At 35.1% G+C, this 18,037-nt stretch carries 15 protein-coding genes, 2 pseudogenes and 1 riboswitch; of the genes and pseudogenes, 9 read left to right on the top strand and 8 right to left on the bottom strand.

The features are described from left to right. Positions 1 to 51 precede the first annotated feature (51 nt). The 3 genes and pseudogenes from V179_RS32235 to V179_RS28125 all read right to left on the bottom strand — a co-directional run. Positions 52 to 1,197 (bottom strand): annotated as a pseudogene (locus V179_RS32235) (hypothetical protein). Between the two features lie 366 nt (positions 1,198 to 1,563). After that, entirely contained in the window at positions 1,564 to 2,028 is a 465-nt protein-coding gene (locus V179_RS0116240; RefSeq protein WP_028392417.1) for a hypothetical protein, read from the bottom strand. A 58-nt stretch (positions 2,029 to 2,086) separates the two neighbouring features. Continuing rightward, positions 2,087 to 2,758, bottom strand: a pseudogene (locus V179_RS28125) (IS1595 family transposase); the annotation flags it as partial. Positions 2,759 to 2,948: 190 nt separating this feature from the next. Between V179_RS28125 and V179_RS0116230 the strand changes: the two are divergent. Continuing rightward, the gene (locus V179_RS0116230; RefSeq protein WP_028392416.1) at positions 2,949 to 3,434 is read left to right on the top strand and encodes a GNAT family N-acetyltransferase; all 486 of its coding nucleotides are present in this window, start codon (positions 2,949 to 2,951) and stop codon (positions 3,432 to 3,434) included. Positions 3,435 to 3,676: 242 nt separating this feature from the next. Here the strand turns inward: V179_RS0116230 and V179_RS0116225 are convergent, their stop codons facing one another. After that, positions 3,677 to 4,231, bottom strand: coding sequence for a helix-turn-helix domain-containing protein (locus V179_RS0116225; RefSeq protein WP_028392415.1), 555 nt, complete (start codon positions 4,229 to 4,231; stop codon positions 3,677 to 3,679). Between the two features lie 117 nt (positions 4,232 to 4,348). Here V179_RS0116225 and V179_RS0116220 point away from each other — a divergent pair, with 117 nt between their 5' ends. The 3 genes from V179_RS0116220 (at position 4,349) to V179_RS28120 (ending at position 5,781) form a co-directional block, all read left to right on the top strand. Next, positions 4,349 to 4,933, top strand: coding sequence for a LysE family transporter (locus V179_RS0116220; protein ID WP_028392414.1), 585 nt, complete (start codon positions 4,349 to 4,351; stop codon positions 4,931 to 4,933). A 208-nt stretch (positions 4,934 to 5,141) separates the two neighbouring features. Further along, positions 5,142 to 5,336 (top strand): hypothetical protein, encoded by a 195-nt coding sequence (locus V179_RS0116215; RefSeq protein ID WP_028392413.1) that lies wholly within the window; start codon positions 5,142 to 5,144, stop codon positions 5,334 to 5,336. A 139-nt stretch (positions 5,337 to 5,475) separates the two neighbouring features. Then, positions 5,476 to 5,781, top strand: a complete 306-nt coding sequence (locus tag V179_RS28120; protein WP_051404985.1) for a nuclear transport factor 2 family protein — start codon at positions 5,476 to 5,478, stop codon at positions 5,779 to 5,781. Positions 5,782 to 5,959: 178 nt separating this feature from the next. Here V179_RS28120 and V179_RS0116205 read toward each other — a convergent pair whose 3' ends face one another. Continuing rightward, a complete protein-coding gene (locus tag V179_RS0116205; RefSeq protein ID WP_028392412.1) occupies positions 5,960 to 7,159 on the bottom strand; it encodes an MFS transporter in 1,200 nt (399 codons plus the stop codon). 310 nt (positions 7,160 to 7,469) lie between these two features. Continuing rightward, on the bottom strand, positions 7,470 to 9,296 hold the full coding sequence (locus tag V179_RS0116195) for an APC family permease (RefSeq protein WP_028392411.1): 1,827 nt from the start codon (positions 9,294 to 9,296) through the stop codon (positions 7,470 to 7,472). A gap of 156 nt (positions 9,297 to 9,452) precedes the next feature. Then, a riboswitch (cyclic di-AMP (ydaO/yuaA leader) is annotated at positions 9,453 to 9,596 on the bottom strand. A 162-nt stretch (positions 9,597 to 9,758) separates the two neighbouring features. On the opposite strand from V179_RS0116195, the gene V179_RS30770 reads away from it, so the two are divergent. Further along, entirely contained in the window at positions 9,759 to 9,902 is a 144-nt protein-coding gene (locus V179_RS30770; protein ID WP_152534746.1) for a hypothetical protein, read from the top strand. A 378-nt stretch (positions 9,903 to 10,280) separates the two neighbouring features. Beyond that, a complete protein-coding gene (locus V179_RS0116185) occupies positions 10,281 to 11,618 on the top strand; it encodes an amino acid permease (RefSeq protein WP_028392410.1) in 1,338 nt (445 codons plus the stop codon). A gap of 348 nt (positions 11,619 to 11,966) precedes the next feature. On the opposite strand, the gene V179_RS0116180 is transcribed toward V179_RS0116185, so the two are convergent. Next, positions 11,967 to 13,199, bottom strand: coding sequence for a helix-turn-helix domain-containing protein (locus tag V179_RS0116180; RefSeq protein ID WP_034301262.1), 1,233 nt, complete (start codon positions 13,197 to 13,199; stop codon positions 11,967 to 11,969). A 207-nt stretch (positions 13,200 to 13,406) separates the two neighbouring features. Between V179_RS0116180 and V179_RS0116175 the strand changes: the two genes are divergently transcribed. Next, on the top strand, positions 13,407 to 15,713 hold the full coding sequence (locus V179_RS0116175; protein WP_028392408.1) for a glycoside hydrolase family 2 protein: 2,307 nt from the start codon (positions 13,407 to 13,409) through the stop codon (positions 15,711 to 15,713). 192 nt (positions 15,714 to 15,905) lie between these two features. Here V179_RS0116175 and V179_RS0116170 read toward each other — a convergent pair whose 3' ends face one another. Continuing rightward, positions 15,906 to 16,694 carry a histidinol-phosphatase HisJ family protein gene (locus V179_RS0116170; RefSeq protein WP_028392407.1) on the bottom strand — a complete coding sequence of 263 codons (789 nt, stop codon included), beginning with the start codon at positions 16,692 to 16,694 and terminating at the stop codon, positions 15,906 to 15,908. A gap of 626 nt (positions 16,695 to 17,320) precedes the next feature. Between V179_RS0116170 and V179_RS29200 the strand changes: the two genes are divergently transcribed. Together V179_RS29200 and V179_RS29195 are read left to right on the top strand one after the other, a co-directional pair. Continuing rightward, positions 17,321 to 17,851, top strand: coding sequence for an AraC family transcriptional regulator (locus tag V179_RS29200; protein ID WP_084552388.1), 531 nt, complete (start codon positions 17,321 to 17,323; stop codon positions 17,849 to 17,851). Then, entirely contained in the window at positions 17,827 to 18,033 is a 207-nt protein-coding gene (locus V179_RS29195) for a hypothetical protein (RefSeq protein ID WP_051404983.1), read from the top strand. The genes V179_RS29200 and V179_RS29195 overlap by 25 nt, the downstream gene beginning before the upstream one ends. Positions 18,034 to 18,037: the final 4 nt, after the last annotated feature.

Below are 18,037 nucleotides of genomic sequence, written 5' to 3'. Positions count from 1 at the left end.
CGGGACAACCTTAAAATGGATGTCCCGTTTTTGATATTAAAAATTGCCCAATTAAAAGATATCAACCTGAATCACTGTATCTGTTACATTTGTACCAGCACTTGTCGTTACTTTAATGAAAGACTGTCTCCTGCTTGAAAAGATACAGATGTTGTATTGTTAATGTTGGAAGTTTGCGTACCAGATAATGAAACGGAAAGTGGTGTATCAATCCCATTTTTGTATCTGTATTAGAAACTACTGTCCCTGTTAAAGACCGTATATTTAATGCTTTTAAAAGACATGTTTGACTGAGTCGAATAAAGATTTCAGTGGTTGTAACAGCAGCCGATCCCGGCCTATAAAAACGAATAGTTCCTTTTGGTAAGCTACCAGGATCGCTCCAAATAATCGTAGAAGGCTGTAAAACAGTAGAAAATCCTAAGTTATTAGCATTTGAATTGAATAAGTTTGAAGTACCGATACTTAAAGTCCCGGCTGTAATTCCTTGAATCGTTGATGCACGTACAACTATCTGTGATCCGGATTGATTCACTTCAACACCGATATATGAATCGCTCCCACCTGCACTCGTTAATAAAAAATTGTTGTCCCGACAATTAAATCGATGTGCATTCGTATTAACTAATAATATTCGTTTTGTGCCTAAGCCAGTTGATTTTACTGTTATTACCGAAGCTCTAATAGCATCTACATTGTCTAAAGGATTTCCTGTGCCAAACGAATGAACGCCATAAACATTAATTAGATGTCCCTGTCGTCCAAGCAGTGGAGTTATCTACTGTTATAGATGTGGATCGCAATTTAGCTATTTGTGAAGTTGTTCCGGAAAAAGCCACGCCAACTAAATTAACATGATTTGCTGAAGTTAAAAGCAAGTTAACATCCTCTACTCTTGAATTCTCACCCATGGTTAATAAAGTTGTATTAGTCGTTACATTCTGTTGAGGAATCGTTACAGTTAATAAACTACCCCCATAACGAACACTCTGGAGGTATGACCATCTTTTCGTCGTAAATTCCTGGATAAACGAGAATTGTGATCCCGGTAGCACCTGATGTATGAATGGCTGATATTGCTCCGTTAATTGTAAAAAAAGGGGTTCCTCCAATAGCCCCTTTAGAATCATCCCCTGATTTAGTTACTATGGCTGTGTTAGGTCTAGGTATTAATACTTCCAATATCCCCGTTGACATGACGTATTCTTATTACTTCTCATTACTTTAGAAGAATAATGGGAATCCCTTCATAGGAACGTTCCTTGAAAGTGACCGCTATATTCCAATGAGCCACATTGACATAAATACATATTTATTATCTATTAGATGCAAAATCACGTAATTTGCAACGGATTATATTTATTTTCATTATAAAGAGTTCTATCATCAAAATGCTTATAGATCGACTTGGACACTATACTAGTCTCAATATATATGTTGGTTTCATTTATTGAATGGCTGTGTTAAACTTTAATGTTGATAATAAAAAAATAAAAGGAATACATAAAATACAAGGTGTTCCAATGTATTTTATGTATTCCTGATAGTTTGTTAACAAGTTCTCTACCAGACGCTATAAAATATACCTTGTTCATTATGATTAGGTATATCGTATTCTTCTCGCAAAACTATTTCTCTACTTTCCATATAAGATATGTAGCGTTCTAAACTTTCAATAATTCCCTTTTTATCATCTTTTAGAATTGGATAATGAGTATAATCCCATTGCTCGATATATTCAGTTTCTATTTCTTCTAAATTAGTTTTACCAGCCTCACTTAGTAGCTCGATAAATTTATCTTGTACATTATCCACTATTTCAATAATAAGTTCACACCAATAAACCTCCATAATCGAGTTATCTGTAATGTGATACGGGGTAATTATCAAACCTTCTACATCTTTAAAACTTTGTAGTATTTTAGGTAATTGTTTAATTTCATCTAAAGTGAAATATAAATCCTCAAAACGCTTATGTCCTCCCACTAACTCCTGTAACTTGACCGAACATTGTTTGCCGAAATTCATTTCTACTCACCCTTTTTCATTACTTGTTTTTATTTTAAGTTTTTCATTTATAAACTTTTTATTGTATGTTAAATTTTGACAAACGCAGACTATGGAATGTTTCTGTCATATCAAAAACAAACGATGTCAAAAGAAATTCTTTGATATTGTGTTTTGTGCTCTCGTTACTATGACTATCTACAAATAAGAACCAAGCAAGGTAATTATCAAGGTATTTAGTAGCTACTCCTTTAAAACGATTTATCCAATGTTTTAAACTTGAATGGAGTCCGTTTACATTTTGGATATGATATAAACCTTTGATGACGTGTTTTTCATCGTCTGATTTAATGCGGTAGTGTTCTATCCTTTTTTCATTTGCATACGTTTTATAGGCTCTCCAAGCGTCTGTTACAAGTACATTATTAGGTGTTAGTTTAGAACCTATCATACCGTCAACTTTGGTTTTCACAACACGCCCCATACAGGCTACCTTTGAAACTGTTGCTTTTGTTCGGTCTCTAGCGACTAGAACACAGACTTGTTCCTTGCTTATCCCTCTGTGCTTAGATTTGCCGCCTCGCTTACGTGGTTTACGTTCACTAATGCCACGTTGCCCTTTTTGAGAATACAAAAAATAAGTCTCGTCAACTTCAACGATACCATCAAATTGTTCAAAATCCATTTGTTTAAGAGCCGATAACAACTTTTGTCTCCAATAAAATAATGTGACCCAAGTGACTCCCACAATTGAAAGGTATCAATTTTCAACATCAACCTTTAACAGAGCCTATTGAATAAAAAACCACATAAAGTTGATTGACAATTATCTGGATAGAAATTGAGTTGTGAAGTCAGTGAAAAGTGACTAATATAACGAAATGAATGTTATGATGTATGGAAATATTAGTATTCATTAATAAACAGAAAGGTTGATATATATGGAATTCACAATTCGCCCAATGCAAAAAGAAGACATAAAGCAGGTTCAACAAGTCGCAAAAACAAGTTGGCATACTACTTATGAAGGCATCATCCCTTACGAAATTCAGGAAGGTTTCTTAAAAATCGCTTACAGTGATGAGATGATGCAAGCACGTCTAGAGCAATCTATTATTTTTGTTTCAGAAGTTAAAGGGAAAATCGTTGGTTTTGCAAACTATTCTCCGGTAAAAGGAGGAGGAGAAACTGAACTTGGAGCCATTTATTTATTCTCTGAGTATCAAGGGAAAGGAATAGGTACTGCTTTATTAAATGAGGGCATTAAAAACATAGCCGGTGTCAAAGCAATTTTTATAAATGTAGAAAAAGAGAATAAAATTGGAAAAATCTTTTATAAAGCTAAAGGGTTTGAAGTAGTCGCAGAATTTGATGATAACTTTGATGGTCATCTCTTAAAGACAGTTAGAATGGTCTTAAACGTGTAAAGTCTATATAAAGCTGGTGAAGGAAAAGCTCTTAGGAAAGCGGAAGAAAAGACCTTGATAAAGCTGAATAAAGGACACCCCCCGAAGGAAAATATATGCGAATTGTCTCAGCAAATTAAGTGGTGAAGAATAAGCCAATGATTTACCATGTTTTTTCAGTTTTCGCACCCCGCAAATAAACTCGTGAGGAGTAAAAATAAGTTGTCGCATAAAGGAACTCTTCCTTTTGCGACAACTTATTTTTAAGCTGGATAATAAATGGTCATACTTAATCGTGTTAATACTTCCCCTGAATTATGGTAGCAATGAGGTCTGTCAGCTTTGAATCTGATAGAATCACCATTGCTTACTTTGTATTCAATGTTATTGACATTGACAGTTAATTCACCATCAAAGACAGTTAAAAATTCCTCAGTCCCCTCGCCGTGCGAATCAGCACTTAGAAACCCACCTTTTTCTATCTCGATTGAATATACTTCGAAGCGTCTATCTTCTTGAAAAGAGAAATAAGGATATACTCGGTACTTCCCGTTATCTTCAGATAATACTTGAACTTCGCTTTTTAAAATAACTTTTGTATCTGGCTGCGGATTATTGATTAAAGCGGAAAATGAGATCTTTAAGCCATGGGCAATTTTCCAGATCGTTGTGATAGTCGGACTTGACTCGCCTCTTTCGATTTGACCAATCATTGTTTTACTTACTCCCGTTAAATCAGCGACCTTCTCAAGGCTTAACTTTTTTTCTTCTCTTAAAGCTTTTAAATTTTTTGCAATAATAAGATTGATTTCCTCCATGAAATACACCTCCTATATTTACAATATAACGACCGTATTGTACAATAAAAAGTAATTATAAGTCTTTATAGTGTTCGTTTTAGTCATTATAACATACGTTTCGGAGGGGACAAGATTATGCCGATATTATCATTTTTGCTTTATGTTATTATTTCAAGTTTTACACCAGGTCCTAATAATATTATGGCGATGTTATTTGCGAATAAATCCGGTTTTAAAAAGACACTTAAATTTTGTTTAGGAGTAGGTGCAGGTTTTTTTGTTATCATGATATTGAGTAGTTATTTTAACCTTTTGTTGAAAAACTTCATTCCCAAAATTGAATTTGCGATGACAATTCTAGCTGCGGTTTATATGGTCTATTTGGCGATAAAAATCGTTATGAGTAAAAATCAGGATCAGAAGGATGAAGATGATAAGTATAACAGTTTTTACTCAGGTATGCTTTTACAATTCGTAAACCCGAAAGGTATTTTATACGGCATAACGGCCATTTCAACTTTTATTCTTCCTTATCACAGTTCAAATTTCAGTTTATTATCTTTTTCAATATTTTTGGCTTTTGTTGGTTTTCTAAGTACGATGTGTTGGAGTATGTTCGGTTCCTTGTTTCAAATGTTCCTAACAAAATATAGAAGTCAGTTTAATCTGATTATGGCTTTGTTATTAGTGTATAGTGCAGTTACAATTCTTATAGGATAATATAGGGTGCTCAAATTTTTTAAAGGGTTGCTGCGGCAGCTCTTTTTTTTGTTGATCGTTGAAAAGATGTTATAAGTTGAAATTGGGAATATATAGTATAATCAAAGTGGAAGAACTTGTGACGTATAAGAATAACGATTTAATCCTTCGCTATAACAGAAGTTACTTAAAATAAAATACTTTAAAAAAATACAAAGGGGAGGAAAAGATGAAAAAACATTCGTTATGGGGAAAACTATTATTTTGGGGAGGTTATTTATTTTTTATGTTTGGCATTGCTCCTATCACCGGTGCATTTCAGTATTCTACATTTATCCCAGGTCAAGTAACAGCAATCATCTATATTGGAATTGGATTAATAATGGTGTTTTTATCCAATTTTTTAAAAAAAGAGAGAGTTTGATAATAATAGTGTTGTTGTTTCATAACATACAATAGCCCAATTGTGTAAAAAAGCAATCGGAATCTGTTATATACGAGGAGATATTAAATTATGGAATGTAGTAATGCATTAAAAGCTCTTTTATGATTTAGAAGTACAATTGCTAACACCAGAAGTTCGTCAATCGAAAATAGAACTTGATAAGTTATTGGCAGATGATTTTATTGAGTTTACAAGTTCTGGTAAGATGAAAAATAAACAGGATTGCATGGAAGGCCTTGCCACACCACAGATGTATATATTGAATTTTGAGATTAAACGTTTAACATCAGATACAGTGTTAACGATGTATGATTTGAAAGATAAAACGAGAATGAAAGAAAGTTTAAGGAGCTCGGTATGGAAACAGATAAATGGCAGATGGCAGATGGTTTTTCATCAAGGTACGATAAAAAGCTCGGAATGATCAATTTATGAAATACAATTATTTGAAAGATATCGTAAAAAATAAGTGGTTGCGCCATAATGAAAGGATCAGAACTCACATCTACTACACATCGTTTGCATGACACCGCAAATGGTAGATAGCGTGTGAAATCAGCCCTTTATTGGATCAACCACTTATATTTTTATATTAATCAGCTTTACGACTGTTTCGACAATGTCTTCGCGTGAACAGAGCGCTTCTGCCAAGCCATCGTAATGAATAATGTAATCACTAAGAGAACTAGACCTAATACGAATGGATACATAATTCGTATATCATACATCAATCCGGCAAGTGTCGGTCCGAGCACATTGCCAATACTCATGTATGCGTTATTCATTCCCATCGCAAAGCCTTGCTCGTTCCCTGCCATCTTAGAAATCAGTGTGTTTAAGACTGGTCGAAGGATGGAAGTAGAGAGGAAGATGATGAGTGAAATACCAAAGAAAAACGCATAATCTGAAGCAAAGAGAGAAAGTAGAAATCCGATTGCTGTAATGCCGATAAAAATATTTAATACTGTAATTTCTCCAAAGCGACGAACAACTCGATCCACGACAAATAGTTGGACGATAACGCTAACGATACCTGTAGCTGTTATCATCGTGGCAATTTCCTGAGGGGTTGCACTAAATTGATTGTCGAGATATAAACCGATGATCGATTCATAGGCCATTAACCCAAAGCTTAATACGAGTGTAATAATAAGCGGAATGAAATAAGGTTTCTTAGTTGACATGACAATTTGACGAGCCATGGACTCTTCATCAGCCATATTCGTAGCTTGTGCTGTTTCTTTCGTTTCACTTTCTTTTAAAACTAAAATTGAAAATATAACAGAAGCAAGTGACACAAGAGCTGAAATTAAAAAGGGGAACTTTAAACCAAAATCAGCTAAAAATCCACCAATCCCTGGCCCAACGACAATCCCGAGTGACATAGAGGCTGAAACTAAACTATTTCCCTTTGCGCGTTGATCGAATGTCGTAATATCAGCTACATAAGCAAATATAGCCGGGATAAGTAAAGCAGCACCTATTCCACCGACAACACGAGATGCATAAAGCAACCAAATAGAATTAACGGCATAAAAGATAAACATAGACAGAGTCAAACCAGCTAACCCATAGATAATCATCTTTCTACGACCGTATTGATCCGTCCATTTTCCGGCAATTGGTGAAAAAATAAGTTGTGCTCCTGCAAAAATAGCAATCATGAGTCCAGCAGCAACTCCACCTTGATTAATGGATGCTAAGTACGCTGGTAAAATGGGAATAATAATACCGAAGCTTCCGATTGCTATAAACATATTGATCATAAGAACGATCATTTTTTTACGTTGTTCTGTTGACATATATAGCCTCTCTCTCTTTCAATAGTTACTCATACCAACCATTAGCTTGGCATGGTTCATTTTTAGGGACGCTAACTATCGTATAGTTTTTAGTGGATTGTTGTCAATTAGAAAGGATTGTCTAACATGGATAATTTAGTCGGATTATATCATCTGCATATTGGAATTAAGGAGATGAAAAGACTTTTATGGGAATTAGTGGGCTATTATTGGATGAATACAATTTAAATACCGTACAATTTGAGATTCAAGAAAAGGTGGCTTTTCTTGAAAGGGAAGCCACCTAAAAATCATTACCCATTTAACAGTTTTATTTTTTTAGATGGTAAGGCACAGTAGTGATCACTACGTTTCTGCGATAAAGCAAGATTGTACGAATCAGTAAACTTGATTGATTATGAAGAATATTGTGCCAGCCTTTCTTAGGGATAAATTGTGGGATAATGACTGTAACTTGATAATTCGACTCACTTGCTTTATGTTCAACGATATCAATAAATTTGGTCAGTGGCTGAATGATACTTCTGTAATAAGAATGCAGTGTCACAAGTCTAATATCAGGTTGCCACATTTTCCACTTTTCTGCGAATTTCTTTTCATCTTCTCTTTCAAAAGCCACATAAACGGCAATAATCTGTTCTGGCGAGAGAGATTTAGCATAGTTTAATGAGTTCTCTACTACTTGAGTGATGCCAGCAACAGGTACAATCATTACATTGCCTTCAATTGGTACGGAAAGCTCAGAAGTTGCAACCCTAAGTTGGTCACCTACTGCTTCATAATGCTTTTTAATTTGGTAGAAGACGAAAATGATAATAGGTAAAAAAATTAAGACTGGCCATACCTGTGCAAATTTAGTTAAAAAGAACATGAGCATAACAATAAAGCTAATCAGGGCACCAATTGTATTAATCGTTAGTTTTGTGATCCATCCTTTAGGTTTTTCGCGTATCCATTTAACAATCATTCCCGTTTGGGATAATGTAAATGGAATAAATACACCGACAGCGTAAAGTGGGATAAGATGTTCTGTACGTCCTTTAAAAGCAATAATTAAGATGATAGAAGCGAATCCAAGTATCATAATTCCATTCGAATAGCCTAAACGGTCACCTCTAATGGTAAATATTCTTGGGATAAACTTATCTTTAGCAAGATTAACGGCTAATAAAGGGAAAGCAGAATATCCCGTATTGGCTGCAAGGATTAATATCAAAGCAGTAGTACCTTGTATAAAGTAATACATAAAATTTCTGCCAAATGTATCTTCGGCTATTTGAGAGACAACAGTTACTTTCTCGTTAGGAGCAATTCCATAGTAATAAGCTAAGAATATGATTCCTGTAAATAAAACAGCCAGAAATCCCCCCATTGCCATCAGTGTTTTAGCAGCATTATTAGGGGCTGGATTTTTAAAGTTCGGTATAGCATTGGAAATGGCTTCAACCCCTGTTAATGCAGAGCTACCTGATGCGAAAGCTCGTAAGAGGATAAATAAACTAATTCCTGCTACCGGTGTACCGATTGGTGTATGCAAGGCAGGAGAAACTTGCCCCGAAACGATATGGTAAACACCTACTCCAATTAATATCAATACCGCTAAAACAAATAAATAGACTGGATAGGCTAAAATAGAAGCAGATTCGGTTACACCTCGTAAGTTCAAGAGGGTAATAAAGATTACAAAAATAATGGCAATCTCTACATTATAAAAATGTAATGCAGGAAAAGCAGATGTGATGGCATCGGTACCTGCAGACACACTTACTGCCACAGTTAAAATATAGTCCACTAACAAAGAACCGCCCGCTATTAACCCTGGATTCATACCTAAATTTTCCTTCGATACTACATAAGCACCTCCACCGTAAGGATAAGAAAAGATGATTTGTCGATAAGACAAAATCAAAGCCGTTAATAGAATTAATACCCCTATGGCGATAGGAATCGAATACCAAAATGCTGTAGCACCAACTGTGACAAGGACAATCAATATTTGTTCTGGACCATATGCAACCGATGATAATGCGTCGGAAGAAAGGATCGCTAATGCTTTTGTTTTGCTAAGCCTCTGTTCCCCTAATTCAGTTGATTTAAGCGGCCGTCCAATTAAAAACCTCTTTATTGAAGAAATCATTGTTTTCACCACCAAATTGTTATAAACGTATATTTCCCTGTAATTGAAATAATTATCTCGGTGAATAGCAGCGTTTACATAAATAAAATGGGAACATACCTACAAGTCACAGTTGAATAGACCTGTAGACATCAATTTTCTTCTCACAAGTTTCACCTTCCTTCTCAATATTCGCTTACGAGGTTAGCTGTCGGATTTGGACCTTGAGTAGCCCTACCTTAAAAGGATTCACCCCTTGGGTTATGTAACAACCCACAATAACGGTTCCCCCGTACCATATGGCTTCAGCAATTTAGAAATTTGAAACTGGAGATTATCATACTCCCGCGTGTAAAAAAAGTAAATGAAAAAAATGTAAAGTTTATTAAGTACTATAAGGGTAGCTCTCTCTTCAAAATGAATGATATTCCTCCCTGTGTGAACACTACATAATAATATATCAAGATAGTGTGGAGGAATGACATGTTTAAAGAAAATAATCCCTTATTATCAGATGAGTTTTTAAATGAAGTAGTGAGAAAGATTAACCGAGAATTTGGTTTCCCTATAAAGGAAAAAGATGAGGATCTAATAACGAACGATTTGAGTAATAAAATAGAAGAATAGAAGTTGTAAAAAATCCCTAAATATGCAGCTATAATTTCCCTTATGATCTTATGATCTTATGTGTTTCATTCTTTTAGAAAGCGGATTCACAAAGATTATTTTATTTCAGTGTGTCTATTTTTGAGGTGCTTGACCATTTATCGCTATTAAATCTCTTGGAATAGCGGGAAAGATTTAATAGTTTACTTTCGATTAATAATGAAGGGGACCAACTCCACTTTAGATTGTAATTCCTACATTATGTTATATTAATATAAAATTACTTTAACACTAAAAAGCGCTAAAATATAAAAATGCGATTTGATTTTGATGTAATATTAAACAGATATTAATTAGAACAATGGAAAATATAACAAATGAAAGAAAGGTATGAACATCGTGGGGGAAAATCATCAAGATTTAAGTAGGGGCTTATTGCCAAGACATGTCCAGTTTATTGCATTAGCAGGAATGATAGGAACTGGAATATTTATGGGGAGCTCAGATACTTTAAATATGGCAGGTCCAAGTGTTGTAATAGCTTATTTAATAGGGGGACTATTGTTATTTATTGTAATGGCAGCTTTAGGAGAGATGGCTACCGTTTATCCTAATTTAAACGTGCAACATTTAATCAATAAAGCTTTTGGATTTCGTATCTCCTTTATCGTAGGATGGCTCTATTGGATGAACTGGATTATTGTGACCATTGTTGAGTTGTTAGCGTCTGGCAGTTTTTTGAAATATTGGTTTCCATCTGTACCATTATGGCTTTTAAGTTTAATTTGTACGGCCCTAATAGTAGGAATAAACTTGTTTCAAGTAAAATACTACGGAGAACTCGAGTTTTGGTTTGCAGGTATTAAAATCATTGCTTTAGTTGCTTTTATCATTTTGGGTTCTTTAATTCTTCTAGAGATTTTCCCGAGTTCCATTCCAGTTTCACTTTCTAATTATACGGCACATGGCGGGTTTTTCCCGCATGGAATCGGCGGAACATTAAGCGCATTTTTGGTTGTCATGTTTTCCTATGGAGGTGCTGAATTAATTGGTATAGCTGTCACAGAGACTAAAGACACGAAGAAAGTCTTACCGAAAATAATTAAAGGAACCGTATGGCGAGTCATCTTATTTTACATCTTACCCATTCTTATTATTTGTGGCATTATACCTTGGTACAAAGTATCAACAGTAGAAAGTCCTTTCGTCCAGGTATTTAGTATCTCAGGACTTCCAGGAGCTGCCCATGTTATGAATTTCGTACTTTTAACAGCTGTACTGTCTGCTGCAAATTCAGGGATATACGCGACATCAAGAACTTTGTTTTCTATGTCTCAAACTGGGGAAGCCCCTAAGGCATTTTCAAAAACAACCAAAAAGGGAATTCCGCTTAAAGGAATCGTGTTAACTACATTATGCATATTAGTTGGTGTATGTTTATCCTACATGACTCCTGATCAGGTAATAAGCTACCTTATGACGATCCCTGGTTGTACCGTCTTATTATTATGGATAAGTATTTGTTGTGCACAATTGAAGCTTCGTCAACAATACACAGACACACCGTTTTTCCGTGTGAAGTGGTACCCATACACAACGATATTTGCAATCATGGCTTTAACTCTTATCTTTATTGCTTTTATTTTTAATAAACAAAATGTGATTGGTACCACAGTCTGTCTGATAGTTGTGGGGTTACTTTCCATCTTTTCATTTATAAAGAAACAAAACAAGTAAAGCTGACTTCATAAAGTGAAACTTCAATCAGTGGGGGTTTTCTTCATCCCCCACTGGTTGTTAGTTGAACCAATCGGGCTTTTACGGGCAGTTATCCCTCACCTACGCTTCTTCGGTTCCTCTAAGCCTTGAGGTGGGGGTTTTACTGCCCGTTAAAGCGGGATAAAATTAACCGCCCAGGGAATTCAATGAATCCCTGGGCTTTCGCATTTAAAGTCATTTCAAAAAAATTAAAGATGGTGCGAAATATTTCAATCGCAATAGATTAATTTGTTCATTTGCTCAGCATAAACAGTTTTAGGATTTTTAGTTTGTTATACAATGCCTTAAAATTATAGAGTAGCTCTTTCAAGTGAACCGTTTCATATATTGCGATGGGGTAAATGATGTCATTTTTTTAAACACCCTACTAAAATAATTAAGGTCATTGAATCCGACCATAAAAGCAATTTCTGTAATCGATACATTTCCTCTTTGTAGATACAACTTCGCTTCTTCCACCCTTTTTTGGTTGATATAATCGATGATATTCATAGTCGTCTCTGCCTTGAATTTGCGAGAAAGATGCGAAGGATTCACATGTAAAGTAGCAGCGAGATCATGAAGCGTTAAAGGGTTTTCTAGATGTAAATGAATATATTCAACTGCCTTTTTGACGAGGGAGCTATAATTACGTGTTGAAAATGTTTGGACAAGATCACAGTACTCATTTAGCATCACGATGGCCAATTTTTTTAAATGGGGTAGATTCGGTGCTCTTTCAATCAAGATAGCAAATTTTTCTGAAATAGTATGAATATAAATGGGATGGACTCCTCCTCTTTCAGCAGCTTTTCTACACACTGTGTTCATAACTAATGTCATATTCTTGGCCGATCTAATGGGACTTTCAGGGATTCGATCAGAAATATGGATAAGGCTATTACTTTCTTTGACAATCCGAGCGATTTCTTCCTTGTCTCCTCTTGCAATTGCATCCATTAATCTCTTCTCAAATTGATATCTAGCCTCAATCATCGTTTTACTTTCAGTAATATTAGTTTTTAATTTTTCTTTATTGAGTGGTGGGGTGATGATATCTGAGGCGATTAGTTGTGAATCAATATGTTCATGGGTACATATATTAACAAGTAGATCGCCGATGCTAGTAGAGTCCATACTACTAATAACGGTTAACGAAGTATAGAATTCTTCGAGCTGTTTTCGTTCACTAACAGGTAGCTTGTTTTTAGATAAAATATCACTAACAAATCCAATGCTAGGTATACTTGAAATAAACGGGCCTATTAATACTGAACCGTATAATATGCCATTTCTCCAAATACCTGCTGCAATATACTCAAGGCCAAATGAATTTACATAATAATAGTAACTATTTGCTTCATGCTGTCTCATTGTCTCGTTAATTGTAATATACTCATTGTCAAAGTTTTGTAGGACAGCTGGAATGTGGTGATGAATGAGCTGTAATGTTGGATTTCCATCTTGGTCGATTAACTGAACATCCATTTTCGTAATCACGTTTAATATCGTACATTTTTTATTGAAATCTTTAAAAAAAAGTTTGGATTCCTCTGACATATCATAACTGTTCCTTTCATTAGTTATCAAACACTCAAAATAAAGTTATAAATGTGCTAATAGTGTCAAAATAATACGATAATAAATTTTACCCTTATCATATAATGAAGGCAAGCATTCGGGATTATCTAAAAGATGGCTATTGGTTTTGTTGTAAATGTAATCGTTTCCCGATTAAAGTTGGTAATACCAGTTGGAGGAAGACAAATGAGAAAAATACTTAATATGAATCATGAATGGAAATTTATAAAGCAAGATGAAGTACAAGCAATGGACCAAGCTTATAATGATGCGAACTGGGAAGTTGTTCATGTACCTCACACATGGAACGCTATTGATGGAGCAAATGGCTTTGATTTTTATAAAGGGGCTTGTTGGTATCGAAAAGAGTTTATTGTAGATACATTAGCAGAAGGAAACAAAGTATATATTGAATTCAACGGTTCTAACAGTATTACGGATGTCTATGTGAATGGTCAACATATGGGACAACATAAAGGTGGTTATTCTACTTTTAGATTTGATATTAGTGATGTGATTCAATTTGGAATGAAGAACACGCTAGCTGTAAAGGTAGATAATACAGTTGTTGATGATGTCTATCCACAAATGGCCGATTTTACCTTTTACGGTGGAATCTATCGTGATGTAAATTTAGTGATTTCTAATCATATTCACTTTGATGTGATGGACTATGGTTCACAAGGAATCTATATCATTCAAGAAGAAGTAAGCGAAGAAAAAGCTTCATTAACGATTAAATCTAAAGTAGTCAACGATCATAAAGAAGATAAAAAAGTAAGACTATGGATCGATTTAGTAGATGCAGACGGAAAAACCGTAGCTTACGGGGCAAATGAAGTCGTGTTAACTTCAGGCGAAACAAAAGAAGTCGAAGTGCCAGTAGTGATTGATAACCCAACACTATGGAATGGTAGAAAAAATGCGTATATGTATGAAGCGAAAGTATCTTTACAGAGTTTCAACGATACTGTAGATGAACTATCGATTCCTTTCGGTGTAAGATATTTTGAAGTAGATGCTGAGAAAGGGTTCTTCTTAAATGGTGAGCATCTTGCCTTAAATGGCGTTTCAAGACATCAAGATCGCAAAGATATGGGTTGGGCAATAACTGAAAAAGAACATAAAGAAGATATGGAATTGATTAAAGAAGTAGGAGCTACTTCTATTAGGTTGGCTCATTATCAGCATGACCAATATTTCTATGATCTGTGTGATCAAGAAGGTATGGTTGTTTGGGCAGAAATACCATTTATCTCTGTTATGTCAAAAACAGAATTAGAAGGTATTAATGCTAAACAGCAAATGATTGAATTAATTAGACAAAACTTTAACCATCCATCGATTATGTTCTGGGGAATTCAAAATGAAATCCAAATTAGTGGCGAAAGACCGGAACTTAGAAAGCTTGTGAAAGAATTAAATGAGTTAACGAAAAGTGAAGATCCGACAAGATTAACGACAATGGCGAATGTGATGTTCGTGCCTGATAAAGATGAATATAACTATATGACAGATATCGTTGGCTATAATAAATATTACGGTTGGTATCAAGGCAAAGCAGAAGATTTTGCTGGCTGGCTTGATGGATTCCATCAGACGAATCCTACTGTGAAAGTAGGGATTTCAGAATACGGAGCAGAAGGTATTTTACAATATCACAGCAATGATCCTAAAGTAAAAGACTATACGGAAGAATACCATGCGCTCTATCACGAAAAAGTTTGGAAAATTTTCTCGGAACGTCCTTACCTCTGGTCAACATATGTATGGAATATGTTTGATTTTGGTGCCAATATAAGAGATGAAGGTGGCGTTAAAGGAAGAAATAACAAAGGATTGATCACATACGATCGTAAGATTAAGAAAGACGCGTTTTACATGTATAAAGCTTATTGGGCAGATGAAAAATTCGTCCATATTACAAGCAAACGCTATATTGATCGTGCTGATCGCACCATTTCTGTGAAAGTGTATTCGAATTGTGAAGAGCTTACGCTATACGTAAATGGCAAAGAATTAGAAATGAAGTCAGGTCATAAAATCTTTACTTTTGAACAGGTTGAATTACAAGATGGTGTGAATGAGATTAAAGTTATTGCTAACCATGATGGCGTTGAATTACAAGATGTGGCGAAGTTTAATAAAGTGGCTGAGCCTAACCCGAGTTATGAGGCTCCTGAAGAGGAAAAAGGTGGAGTAGTAGCAAACTGGTTCCAAATGCCTGATCTAGGTGATGATGAAGTGCAAGTAGAAGAAATTCACATTACTGATGATGTGTATTCAACAGCTGACACATTTAAAGATCTTATGGAAAATGAAGAAGCGAAAGCTGTGCTTGAAAAATATTTAGGTAATTTCTCAGAACATCCAATGTTTGGTATGGCACAAGGAATGCAAGTAGATTTCATCGCATCTATGGACGAAGACTTGTTTAATGAAAAATTGATGTATCGACTTAATAAAGAATTAACACAAATTAAAAAGTCATAATTGAAGCGTAATTACATGAGGTAGATATGTGGATTATCATCTATAAGTAACAGTTCACTTCTAGCAACTTGTAAGATAGAGACATGGAAAGTGTATAAGTGGAAAGGAGTTGCTAACAAGGGCAACTCCTTTTCCACTTTTACGAGATTTATTCCGCATTAACGGGCAGTATAACCCCCACTGATTGAAGTTTCACTTTATCGCAATCGGCTTTCGACGCTCAAAAGTGAATATGGAGGTAAAACCACATTGTTTCGCCATAGCAACAGCATCTTCGATATTCGAGCCAACGGCGTGCGCAAAATGAGAATCAGAACCGATTGTTAGAATTTCTCCGCCTAATTCTTTATAAAGTTTTACTATTTCAATCGAAGGAAGAGCTTGCTTCAAGTTTCCTCTAAGTCCTGAAGTATTAATTTCAATGCCGATGTTTCGTTCGATTGCCTTCTTTAAAATCGCTTCTAATATCTCCTTGTGATCCTCAAAATGATACATGCCAACCATTTTGACGGCATAGCGTTTGAGTAAGTCTAAATGTGCAATCACATCTATATCCGCTGAACAAACCATCTTGTACACTTCTTCAAAATAGCTTTGATATGCTAAATAGGCATCCTTATTCTCCAAAAATCTACGTAATTTAAGGTTGTTAATATTATGTACAGACCCTAAGATAAAATCTAAATCCAATGGTGACAGTGCTGCTTCATATTCCTGTTTAAGCAGGTGTGGCTCACAAAGTTCAATTCCAACTTTGATAACCAAGTGGTTACCGTATATTTCTTGACATTCCTTGATCTCGTTAAAATAATGAGTGAAATTCATATGACCATAAGTGGGAGCAAGGGGGTTAACAGAAAAGTGTTCCGTGAAACAAATTTCTCTGATTCCTTTTTCAATAGCGGTTTTACACACATCTTTCATGGAAGCGGTAGAATCAAACGAATGATTTGTATGGTGATGATAATCTATTAAGTGCATTGCAGGGCATCCTCTCGGTTCATGACTTTTCTAAAGGTATGAATGATACATGATTCTAGCAAAAGAAACAGTGAGTGGCAATGAAGGATCTGTATTTATTGGGTGAGGAACTGAATAATGAGTCATTAGGAAATAGTGCAAGGGAAAGAATGCGGATGTCTGATAAGTACAATATTTGTGATTACACCTTATGGTTTATTTGTTGAAATGATTTTTGAAAAATATCGGTGTATATACTGGAAAGTTAAAGCATGGTATTGTGTTAGTGAAACATGAGAGCTAAAGGGTTTTGAAGTTATTAGTAGCCGTGGCACTACTACTTACATACTTCAGTAGATGTTCATACCTAAATCAAGTTAAAGGTGGTAAAAAGTGAAACTTCAATCGATGGGGGTAGTTTGATGTATCCATCTGATAGAAAAACAATAGCAATTCTTCTATAATTGTTTATCAACAATAAGACGCAATCCAAATGGCTGGGGATTGTGTCTTTTATTGTATGTATATCGGATTTACCCTCGAATTAAGCTAAAACTCTTTCAATCTCAAATTTCTCATAGAGTATTATTTCCAGCTTTTTTATTCATTTCAGATCCAAGGACTATGGAACATGATATGGTTATAAGATGATTACTCAAATTGCATATATTTGCGGTTTTTCATCTTTGTCATACTTCACTTATTCATTTAAAGGATATTTTAATGTTAGTCCTAAAAAGTGGCGAGATGGTGCTTATTTGGATCGGTTCCCTCGAGAGTATGATAGCAAGAAATCTAAACTTATAAGCACAAATACGAAAGTAGAAAATGATCAAAACCCTTATACTACATTTAAATGGCTAGATTTATCAAAAGTGAAAATCGTACATTTTTCGGCATGTTTAACTGTTAACAGACATAATATTGGCTCATATATAAATGGAATTCCAGACGTGTGGGAAGATATTTATCGATGGTCAAGTGCGCGAGGGTTAATCAAACAAAATGCAATGATCTTCGGTGTTCCAAGAAACAATCCGTATATCACACCTCCAGAAAAAAGTCGCTATGACTGTCGCATAGCCCTTCCCCAAGGTGAAGATTTAAGACATGAGGATGAGAAGTATATCCATTTAGTGGTGGGAAATATGTATTGTATGAATTTGAAGAACCTGTAAGTTATCGTGAACGCAGTAAACTGATCGAATGTTACTCAGAGTTATATAGCTATTGGCTGCCCAAGAGTGGCTACAAATATTTAGGAAATCCGATTGAACTTGTTGCAATTGAAGAAGTAGGGGGCACATTAACTCTTACTTGCGAGATCAGTGCAATAGCTTTAGCCATTGAACCAAAATAAACTG

Origin of the sequence: Bacillus cihuensis (assembly GCF_000504145.1) — a bacterium.
In the GTDB taxonomy this organism is placed as follows: domain Bacteria; phylum Bacillota; class Bacilli; order Bacillales; family DSM-1321; genus Peribacillus; species Peribacillus huizhouensis.
Note: the sequence above shows the minus strand (reverse complement) of the source record. Positions and strands in the feature narration are given on the sequence as shown.